Genomic DNA, 9,354 nt, shown 5'->3' with positions numbered 1-9,354 from the left:
GTACCAGTGCGCTCACCGAGGTGTCCTTCAGATCCACACCGGAGCGCCCGAGTCGGCGAGCGCCCTCGACCAGTCCCGCCGCCACCCGCGCCGCACGCTCGTAGCCGAGCCCTTCCGGCGGATGGATATTGGAGATGCAATTGCGGTCGGAGTCGGCCCGCCCCGGACACGGCCGGTGGGTGAGATAGATGCCGAGGCTGTCGGCGACCGACAGGCCGGGACGCTCCCCGATGAGTACCAGAACGGTTGCGACGCCGAGGCTTTCACCGATGTGATCACCCAGCGCCACCCGCGCCTGGGTGGCGATGACCGGAGGGGCGAGGGTGTAGCGCTCCCCCAGCACCGCTACCAGTGCCCGCAGCATGGGCACACCGTGTTCGGCGAGCGCCCGGGGCGACAAACCGTCGGCGAGCACGAAACCGATATCGGCCCCGGTTCCCGGTGACGCCGAAACCCTCTGCCCTGCACGGCTACTCGGATCCATCTCGATGTCCGGACCGGTGCGCCCACCCGCCGAGGACGACAGCGCCTCCCCGACCACGGCGCGCGCAGAGGGCGTACGTGCCGTCCCTGGCGCATCCGTCGCGGTGGCATCCGTCCCTGGCGCATCCGTCGCGGTGGCATCCGTCGCGGTGGCATCCGTCCCTGGCGCATCCGTCGCGGTGGCATCCGTCCCTGGCGCATCCGTCGCGGTGGCATCCGTCGCGGTGGCGTTCGACGCGGTGGCATTCGACGCGACGGAATGCGGCTCGACCGCGTCCGCGGCTTCCGGCGCGCTCGTGCGCGTCCACTCGACCGCACCCGCCGCGATCGCGGGCAGCCGTCCGAGGTCGGGGCGGCGCAGATACTCCGATCGGTCCGCCGCGCGACTGCGCACGTGCGTCGGCCGCCCCAGACCGAGCTCCGCCACCCGCGCGGCCAGGTCGTCGACCGCGAGTGGCGTGTGCACCGCGTCCCGCGCCGCCGCGTGCGCGGCCCGGAATTCCAGCACCCGTTCGGTGGGCAGCGCATCCCCGGTGCGGCCCAACCCGATCCGCGCCTGGGTGGTGCGCCGCAGCTCAGCCCAGAACTCCTCCGAGGCACCGGTACGGGCGGTGTCGGTACGGGAGGTATCGCCGCGCACCGGCCTCATGACGCACTCGCCAGGGCGCGCAGCGGCGAGGTGAGCGGCTCGACCGGCCGCACCCGGCCGTCGGCGTCCAGCATGCCCAGCCGGTCCAGCCAGCCCGCGAATTCGGGAGCGGGCCGCAACCCCAGCACCTTTCGCACGTACAGGGCATCGTGGTAGGCGAGGCTCTGGTACCCGAGCATGACGTCGTCGGCCCCGGGTACCGCGATGACGAAGGCGACACCGGCCGCGCCGAGCAGGGTGAGCAGGCTGTCCATATCGTCCTGGTCGGCCTCGGCGTGGTTGGTGTAGCAGACGTCCACGCCCATGGGCAGCCCCAGCAGTTTGCCGCAGAAGTGGTCCTCGAGTCCGGCGCGGATGATCTGCTTGCCGTCGTAGAGGTATTCCGGACCGATGAACCCGACCACCGTATTCACCAGCAGCGGATCGAGATCCCGGCAGACCGCGTAGGCGCGGGCCTCGAGGGTCTGCTGGTCCACGGGTTTGCCGCCGGTGCCGAGGTGCGCGCCCGCCGAGAGCGCCGAGCCCTGCCCGGTCTCCAGGTACATGACATTGTCGCCGACCGTTCCGCGACCCAGTGCGCGCCCGGCCGCATTCGCCTCCCGCAGCAGCGAGATATTCACGCCGAACCCGGAATTCGCGCCCTCGGTTCCGGCCACGGACTGGAACACCAGATCCACCGGGGCACCCGCCTCGATCAGCCCGAGCGTGGTGGTGACGTGCGAGAGCACACACGACTGCGTCGGAATGTCGAACCGCTGCCGCACCTCGTCGAGCAGGTGCAGCAGATCCGCGGTGGCCCGTGGCGAGTCGGTGGCCGGATTGATGCCGATCACCGCGTCCCCGCAGCCGAGCAGCAGCCCGTCCAGCACGGCGGCGGCGATACCGCGCGGGTCATCGGTCGGGTGGTTGGGCTGCAAGCGGGTGGCCAGGGTGCCCGGAAGTCCCACGGTGGTACGGAATCCGGCCCGCACCTCGGTGGCCGCGGCGACCGCGATGAGGTCCTGATTGCGCATGAGTTTGCTGACCGCGGCCACCATTTCCGGTGTGAGCCCACGGGATACGGCCGCGAGGGTGGCGGCCGCGTGTTCGGTGGCGGCCACCGCCAGCAGCCAATCCCGCAGCCCGCCCACGGTCAGGTGCGAGATCTGCTGGAACGCGACGCGATCGTGGGTGTCGACAATGAGCCGGGTGACCTCGTCGCTCTCGTACGGCACCACCACGTCGTTCAGGAAGGTGAGCAATGGCACCTCCGCCAGCGCCCACTGCGCGGCCGCCCGTTCGGCGTCGGAATGCGCCGCGCACCCGGCCAATTCGTCACCGCTGCGGCGCGGCGTCGCCTTGGCCAACAGCTCGACCAACCCGTCGAACCGGTAACTCACACCGCCGATGCGCTGCTGGTACACCGTCATTCGAGCTCCTTCTCGGCGCGGGCCAGGATCGCGAACTCCTCATCGGGCGAGGCCGCGACCAGCCGATGGCGACTGTAGAGGGCGAAATAGAGCATGAAGGCGCAGAACGCGGCGAATGTCCAGCCCGCGGCCACCGGATCCACCAGGAAGGTCGCCACCACGGACACACAGGCGATCACGAGCGCGAATCCGGTGGTCACCACGCCGCCCGGAGTGCGGTACGGCCGCCGCATACCCGGTTCGCGCACTCGCAGCACGATATGGCTGACCATCATGAGCACGTAGCTGACCGCCGCGCCGAAGACGGCCATGTTCAGCAACATCGCGCCCTCGCCGGTCAGCGACAGCCCGAAGCCGATCACGCCCGGCACGATCAGCGCCCACACCGGGGCCTTGCGGGAGTTGGTGACCGACAGGCTGGTCGGCAGGTATCCGGCCCGCGACAGCGCGAAGGTCTGCCGGGAGTAGGCGTAGACGATGGAGAAGAAGCTGGCCACCAGTCCGGCCAGGCCGATGTAGTTCACCGCCGTGGCCGCGCCACCGCTGCCCAGCGCCTCGACCAGCGGATTGCCGGAGGTCGAGAGCGCTTGCGCGCCAATCGCTCCCGTGGACAGCACCAGTACGCTGCCGCCGGTCACCAGCAGCACCAGCATGGCGACGATAATGCCCTTGGGCACGTTCTTCTCCGGCTCGCGCGCCTCCTCCGCGGCCAGCGGCACCCCTTCGACGGCCAGGAAGAACCAGATCGCGAACGGAATCGCCGCCCAGACGCCGAAAGCGCCGAACGGCAGGAACTCCGAGGCCCCCGCCGCCCCGGTATCGACGGGAATATCGGTGAGATTGCCCAGGTCGAAACGGCCCCAGGCCGCCACCGCGAACACCACCAGCCCGATCAGCGCGATCACCGTGATCGCGCACATCACCTTGAGCGCCTCCCCCGCCCCGGCCAGATGAATGCCGATGAACAGCGCGTACACCGCCAGATACACCCACCACCCGTCGGTGATCCCGAACAGGTTCAGCGATTCCACGTACGCGCCGATGAACGTGGCGATGGCCGCCGGTGCGATGGCGTACTCGATGAGAACCGCGGTGCCGGTGGCGAATCCGCCCCACGGCCCGAGCGCCCGGCGGGCGAAGGTGTAGCCGCCGCCCGCCGCGGGCAGCGCCGCCGACAGTTCCGCCATACCCAACACCATGGCCAGGTACATGCCCGCGATGAGGACGGTGGCGATCAAGAGCCCACCGAATCCGCCCTCGGCCAGGCCGAAATTCCATCCGGAATAGTCACCGGAGATCACATAGCTCACGCCGAGCCCGGCCAGCAGCAGCCAGCCCGCCGATCCGGAGCGCAGGGTCCGCTTGGCCAGATAGTCCTCGGCGGTATCCGCCGTCGGCCTCGAAGCAGTCGTCATGCAGGTTGCCCGTACCCCTCGTACTCGGTTGGTCACATGCCCAGAGGGCTGACCTGTAGATCCTCCGGACCAATATTGCTGACGTGTAACTACGAGTTTGTGGCGGCATGACGCCGCGTTACGGACCCGCGTGCGTGCCGATCCGCCGCGGACCGAGCACAATCGCAGCTATGCCGCCCGTACCGCACCGGCACCGGTCCCCGTGGACTCGGACCCTCGATCTCGCCGACGAGCTACGCCGGTGGTGTAGCTGGTGGCGGCGACCACACCGGCCGCGGCGGGCGGTGCGAGCCGTGCGCGACCACCTGGGAGCGGCACCGGCCAGCGTTTGCTACGCGTTCACGCTCTTCGTCACCTACTGGACGCTGCGGGGTGCGAACGAGATCACCGACCGCCACATCATCTTCTCGGCCTCCACCAACCTCGCGAATATGCGCCGCGACCCGGTTCAGGTGCTGGTGGCCTCGGCGTTCTGGGTGGACGGCGACTTCCCGTGGGCGTTCATCATCACCTTCCTGACGGTGATGGCCGCCGCCGAACGCTGGCTGGGCACCCTGCGCTGGATCGGTGTGTTCGCCATCGGGCACGTCGGAGCCACGCTCGGCACCGTCACCGGAATCGCCTACGCCGTGGAGCATCGCCTGATTCCGCTGCGGGTGGCGCTCGCCTCGGATGTCGGCCCCAGCTATGGCATTTCGGCCGTGCTGGCGGCGCTCACCTTCCGACTGCGCGGCGTGCCGCGACTGCTCTGGGCGGGCCTGCTGATCATCGTCTACGTCGGCGCGGCGGTGCGCGGGCGCACCTTCACCGACTACGGCCACGTCCTGGCCATGACCGTCGGCTTCCTCATCGCCGGGTCGGCGGTCTTCGCCACCCGGCGCCTGGAACGCGAGTCAGCGCCCCACGGGTTCGGCCCGGGGGCGGTCCTGCTTGACGAAGGCGACGGCGGGTTCGACCAGCCGGGCGGCGATCGGCCCGAGGATCGCCATCAGTAGCACGTAGGCCGAGGCCAGCGCGGCGAGTTCACCGTCGACCCCGCCCATGGTCACCGCCAATCCCGCGATGACGATCGAGAATTCGCCGCGCGCCACCAGCGCCGCGCCCGCACGGGCGCGGCCCATCCGCCGGATGCCCTGCCGTTTGGCCGCCCACCACCCGGTGCCCACCTTGGTCACGGTGGTGACGACGACCAGCGCGACCGCCCAGCCGAGCACCGGCGGAATGGCGCGGGGGTCGGTATTGAGACCGAAGGCCACGAAGAAGATGGCCGCGAACAGATCCCGCAGCGGCTCCAGCAGTTTCGCCGCCTGCTGCGCGGTCGATCCCGAGATGGCGATGCCGAGCAGGAACGCGCCGACCGCGGCCGAGACGTTCAGCGCCGACGCCACCCCGGCGACCAACAGCGCCGCACCCAGCAGCTTGAGCAGGAACACCTCCCGGTCCTCGCTGTCCACGACGGCCGAGACGTACCTGCCGTAGCGCAGCGCGACCACCAGCACCACGGTGATGGCCAGCATGGCGATGCCGAGCGTCTTCACCCCGGCGGCGAAGCCCAGCCCGGCCAGCATGACGGTGAGGATGGGCAGGTACACCGCCATGGCCAGGTCTTCGAAGACCAGGATGGACAGGATCACCGGCGTCTCGCGGTTGCCGAGTCGGCCGAGGTCGTTGAGGACCTTGGCCACGATTCCCGAGGACGAGATGTAGGTGACCCCGCCCATGGTGATCGCGCCTACCGTGCCCCAGCCGAGCATCAGCGCCACCAGCACGCCGGGGGTGGCGTTGGCGACGATATCGAGCAGACCGGCCAGCCAGGACCGCCGCAGCCCGGTCACCAGTTCCGCGGCCGTGTACTCCAACCCGAGCAGGAGCAGCAGCAGTACCACGCCGATTTCCCCGGCCAGATGGCCGAATTCGGCCGCGGCGTGCATCTCCACGATCCCGCCGGTGCCGAATGCGAGCCCGCCCAGCAGGTACAGCGGAATGGGCGACATGCCGAACCGTCCGGCGACCCGGCCCATCATGCCGAGCACGAACAAGATCGCGCCGAGTTCGACGAGTCCTAGCGCCGTCGGATCCACGCCGCTCAGCCGTCGGCGAGGATACGCGCGGCCGCGTCCAGCCCCTGCGGTGTGCCGACCACGACGAGCAGATCACCGGAATCGAGGACGAAGTCCGGGCCGGGCGAGGGATGCAACTGTCCGGCCCGCATGATCGCCACGATGGAGGCCTTGGTGCGGGTGCGCATCCCGGTCTCCCCCAGCATCCGCCCCCGGTACGGCGAATTGTTGTTGATGGGCAGCTGCCGGGTGGTGATGCCGGGCAGATCCCGATGGTCTTCCTTGAGGCTCTCCACCAGCTGCGGCGCGCCGAGCAGGTTGGCCAGCACCGCCGCCTCATCGGTGGTCAGCGGCACCTGGGCCAGGCAGGCATCGGGATCGTCACGCTGCGCGACGATCAGGTCGATACCTCCGTCGCGGTGCACCACCACTCCGATCCGGCGACCGCCGCGGGACTCGAAATCTTTCCGCACACCGATGCCGGGCAGCGCAGTAACGTCGACGTTCACGACGTCCAGATTAGGACAGATCCCCCCGCGGCAGCTCCACCGGCACGAAGCGACCGTCCGGACCGGGCCGGAACTCGGTGACCTCGACGACCGCCGCCACCGGCAGCGGCCCGTAGAGATGCGGAAACCGCATGGATTCCGGATCGGTCGGCACGCCCGGCTCCCAGCGCACCGGATCGGTCAGGCGGGCCGGGTCCAGCCAGAGCAGCACCAGGTCGCGGCGGCCCGCGAACAGGCGATCGGCGGGCAGGTGCACCTGCCGCGGTGCGGACAGATGGATGAAGCCGACCTCGGCCAACGAAGGGGCGCGCAGTTCCCCGGCCGCGCGCGCCGCCTCCCATTCCGCCCGCGAACAGATGTGCAGGAGCGGGCCGGTGTACTCCGATACCGCCTCGGATGCGTCGAGTGCCATGCCGCCACGCTAGCGGTGTGCACGACACGCGGTCTCTGATAGACCGGTGGCCATGAACCCGTCGCTCATCATGTGCGCCCGCGATATCGAATTCCTGCTCTACGACTGGCTGGACGTGGAGTCGTTGACGACACGGGACCGCTACGGCGACCACTCGCGCGAGACCTTCGACCAGGTGCTGCGACTGAGCCAGGATCTCGCCGCGCGCTACTTCGCGCCGCACAACCGCGACAGCGACCTGCACGAGCCCACCTTCGACGGGGAGAAGGTGCACATCATCCCCGCGGTCGGCGAGGCACTGCGGGCCTTCGCCGATGCCGGGATGATCGGCGCGGCCATGGATTACGAGGTCGGCGGCATGCAGCTGCCCTACAGCGTGTTCACCGCCTGCATGTCCTGGTTCCATGCCGCCAATGTGGGCACCACCGGATATGCGCTGCTCACCGTCGGCAATGCCAATCTGCTTGCCACGCACGGCAGCCCGGAGCAGGTCGACCGCTTCCTACGCCCCATGCTCGACGGCCGCAGCTTCGGCACCATGGCGCTGTCGGAGCCGCACGCCGGATCCAATCTCGCCGACATCACCACCCGGGCGGTCCCGCAGCAGGACGGCACCTACCGGCTGTTCGGCCGCAAGATGTGGATTTCCGGCGGGGATCACGAACTCTCGGACAATATCGTGCACCTGGTGCTGGCCCGGATCCCCGACGCACCGGCGGGCACCCGCGGCATCTCGCTGTTCATCGTGCCCAAGTACCTGCCCGCCGCCGACGGCACGCCGGGCGAACACAACGACGTGGCGCTGGCGGGCATCAACCACAAGATGGGATGGCGCGGCACGGTCAACACCGCGCCGGTCTTCGGCGACGGCCGCTACACCCCGGGTGGAGCCGCCGGTGCCGTCGGCTACCTGGTCGGCGAGCCCAATCGCGGTCTGGCGTACATGTTCTCGATGATGAACGAGGCGCGCTTGGGCGTCGGCCTGGCCGCCACCGCCCTGGGCTACACCGGATACCTGAAATCCCTGGACTACGCCCGCACGCGGCCGCAGGGCCGCCCGCAGGGGGTGCGCGACGGCGCGCAGGTGCCCATCGTGCGGCATCCGGATGTGCGGCGGATGCTGTTGGCGCAGAAGGCGTACGCGGAGGGCGCGCTCGCGCTTCAGCTGTACTGCGCCAAGCTGGTCGACGATCTGCGCACCGGTACCGACGCCGAGCGCGCCGCCGTGCTGCTGCGCATCCTCACCCCGATCGCCAAGAGCTGGCCGTCCCAGTGGTGCCTGACCGCCAACGACCTCGCCATCCAGGTGCTCGGCGGTGCCGGCTACACCCGCGACTACGACGTCGAACAGCATTACCGCGACAACCGGCTCAATCCCATTCACGAGGGGACGCACGGCATTCAGAGCCTGGACCTGCTGGGCCGGGCCGTCACCGCCGACGGGGGCAGCGCGCTCACCGCCCTGCTCGACGCCATCGCGACCACGGTGACCGCCGCGCGCGACACCGGCGATACGGAGCTCACCGCCTGCGCCGACGCCCTGGACCTGGCGGCGGGCCGGGTCGCCACCACCACCGCCACGCTGTGGCAGGACCTCGATCCGGAGACGGCGCTGGCCAACTCCGCGGCGTATCTGGAGGCGGTCGGGCATGTGGTGCTGGCCTGGCTCTGGTTGCAGCAGTCCCTGGTTGCCAGCGGCGGCGACGCCTTCGCGCTCGGCAAGCGCGCGGCGGCGCGCTACTTCTTCCGCTGGGAGCTGCCGCGTACCGGTCCGCTGTTCGACCTGCTGGTCTCGCGCGACCGGACCACGCTGGACCTGGACGAGTCCTGGTTCTGAAACGAGTCCTACTCGCGTTTGCTACCGAGTCCGTGCCGATATCCAATCGGAGTGTGAGTGTCGGTGCCCCCGGGTAGTCTCCCGATAAGACAAATGGATCGGCCTGTTCCGGAGGGTGATATCGGCGTTTCGCGAATGCGGCCGCGGGCTGTTCGCTTCTAGCGAAACCGCAGGTCGTGTTAGCGAAAACACAAAGAAACATTCTCGGGAACAAAGCCCCCGTCCCGAACGTCTGACAAAGTAGTCATAGCCACTGCTGGGAAGTAGCGGTAGCGAGCTCACGGAGAGGTCCGTGAGCCCCACACCAGGCGAACGGTGTGTGAGCACCCGGAGCCAGGACGGAGGAGTCATGCCAGGAACCCTGACTAGCACCCCACTGACCGCGGTCGACCGTTGCGACCGCTGCGGGGCAGGCGCGCGCGTGCGTGCGACCCTTCCCGGTGGTGGAGAGTTGCTCTTCTGCCAGCATCACGCCAATGAGCACATGGATCGTCTTCGTGAGCTCGAAGCCGTGATCGACACGGAGTCGGCACCGGCGCTGTAATCAGCTCCTCCGCCTCGCGGTATGTGAACGCGAGGG

General features: G+C 69.3%; 8 protein-coding genes and 2 pseudogenes. 3 read left to right on the top strand and 7 right to left on the bottom strand.

Translation table 11 applies throughout. From position 1 onward, the window contains the following. The 4 genes and pseudogenes from QK444_RS25685 to eat all read right to left on the bottom strand — a co-directional run. Positions 1-454, bottom strand: a pseudogene (locus QK444_RS25685) (ethanolamine ammonia-lyase light chain EutC); the annotation flags it as partial. A 357-nt stretch (positions 455-811) separates the two neighbouring features. Continuing rightward, positions 812-1,132 (bottom strand): annotated as a pseudogene (locus QK444_RS25680) (ethanolamine ammonia-lyase light chain EutC); the annotation flags it as partial. Next, positions 1,129-2,541, bottom strand: a complete 1,413-nt coding sequence (locus tag QK444_RS25675; RefSeq protein ID WP_282784485.1) for an ethanolamine ammonia-lyase subunit EutB — start codon at positions 2,539-2,541, stop codon at positions 1,129-1,131. The pseudogene QK444_RS25680 and the gene QK444_RS25675, both read right to left, overlap by 4 nt. Beyond that, entirely contained in the window at positions 2,538-3,956 is a 1,419-nt protein-coding gene (gene eat / locus QK444_RS25670; RefSeq protein ID WP_282784483.1) for an ethanolamine permease, read from the bottom strand. The genes QK444_RS25675 and eat overlap by 4 nt, the downstream gene beginning before the upstream one ends. Before the next feature lie 293 nt (positions 3,957-4,249). Here eat and QK444_RS25665 point away from each other — a divergent pair, with 293 nt between their 5' ends. Beyond that, a complete protein-coding gene (locus tag QK444_RS25665; RefSeq protein WP_282784481.1) occupies positions 4,250-4,951 on the top strand; it encodes a rhomboid-like protein in 702 nt (233 codons plus the stop codon). Here QK444_RS25665 and QK444_RS25660 read toward each other — a convergent pair. The 3 genes from QK444_RS25660 to QK444_RS25650 are packed head-to-tail and all read right to left on the bottom strand — an operon-like array spanning position 4,850 to position 6,937. After that, positions 4,850-6,037, bottom strand: coding sequence for a cation:proton antiporter (locus tag QK444_RS25660; RefSeq protein WP_282784479.1), 1,188 nt, complete (start codon positions 6,035-6,037; stop codon positions 4,850-4,852). The genes QK444_RS25665 and QK444_RS25660 overlap by 102 nt on opposite strands. Before the next feature lie 5 nt (positions 6,038-6,042). Continuing rightward, positions 6,043-6,525 carry a cation:proton antiporter regulatory subunit gene (locus QK444_RS25655; protein ID WP_029924074.1) on the bottom strand — a complete coding sequence of 161 codons (483 nt, stop codon included), beginning with the start codon at positions 6,523-6,525 and terminating at the stop codon, positions 6,043-6,045. A 10-nt stretch (positions 6,526-6,535) separates the two neighbouring features. Next, positions 6,536-6,937 carry a DUF952 domain-containing protein gene (locus QK444_RS25650; protein WP_282784477.1) on the bottom strand — a complete coding sequence of 134 codons (402 nt, stop codon included), beginning with the start codon at positions 6,935-6,937 and terminating at the stop codon, positions 6,536-6,538. A 52-nt stretch (positions 6,938-6,989) separates the two neighbouring features. Between QK444_RS25650 and QK444_RS25645 the strand changes: the two genes are divergently transcribed. Both QK444_RS25645 and QK444_RS25640 read left to right on the top strand, forming a co-directional pair. Next, positions 6,990-8,774, top strand: coding sequence for an acyl-CoA dehydrogenase (locus QK444_RS25645; RefSeq protein ID WP_282784475.1), 1,785 nt, complete (start codon positions 6,990-6,992; stop codon positions 8,772-8,774). Between the two features lie 349 nt (positions 8,775-9,123). Continuing rightward, positions 9,124-9,318, top strand: coding sequence for a hypothetical protein (locus tag QK444_RS25640; protein WP_029924071.1), 195 nt, complete (start codon positions 9,124-9,126; stop codon positions 9,316-9,318). The last annotated feature ends 36 nt before the right edge of the window (positions 9,319-9,354 follow it).

This window comes from Nocardia sp. CC201C (genome assembly GCF_030010695.1).
GTDB classification, from domain to species: Bacteria; Actinomycetota; Actinomycetes; order Mycobacteriales; family Mycobacteriaceae; genus Nocardia; species Nocardia otitidiscaviarum.
This window is presented reverse-complemented; position numbering and strand designations above follow the sequence as displayed.

Excerpts from the sequence above, each read along its gene's own strand:
- QK444_RS25645 (WP_282784475.1), top strand. The coding sequence starts at position 6,990 with ATGAACCCGTCGCTCATCATGTGCGCCCGCGATATCGAATTCCTGCTC.
- eat (WP_282784483.1), bottom strand. The coding sequence starts at position 3,956 with ATGACGACTGCTTCGAGGCCGACGGCGGATACCGCCGAGGACTATCTG.
- QK444_RS25650 (WP_282784477.1), bottom strand. The coding sequence starts at position 6,937 with ATGGCACTCGACGCATCCGAGGCGGTATCGGAGTACACCGGCCCGCTC.
- QK444_RS25640 (WP_029924071.1), top strand. The coding sequence starts at position 9,124 with ATGCCAGGAACCCTGACTAGCACCCCACTGACCGCGGTCGACCGTTGC.
- QK444_RS25675 (WP_282784485.1), bottom strand. The coding sequence starts at position 2,541 with ATGACGGTGTACCAGCAGCGCATCGGCGGTGTGAGTTACCGGTTCGAC.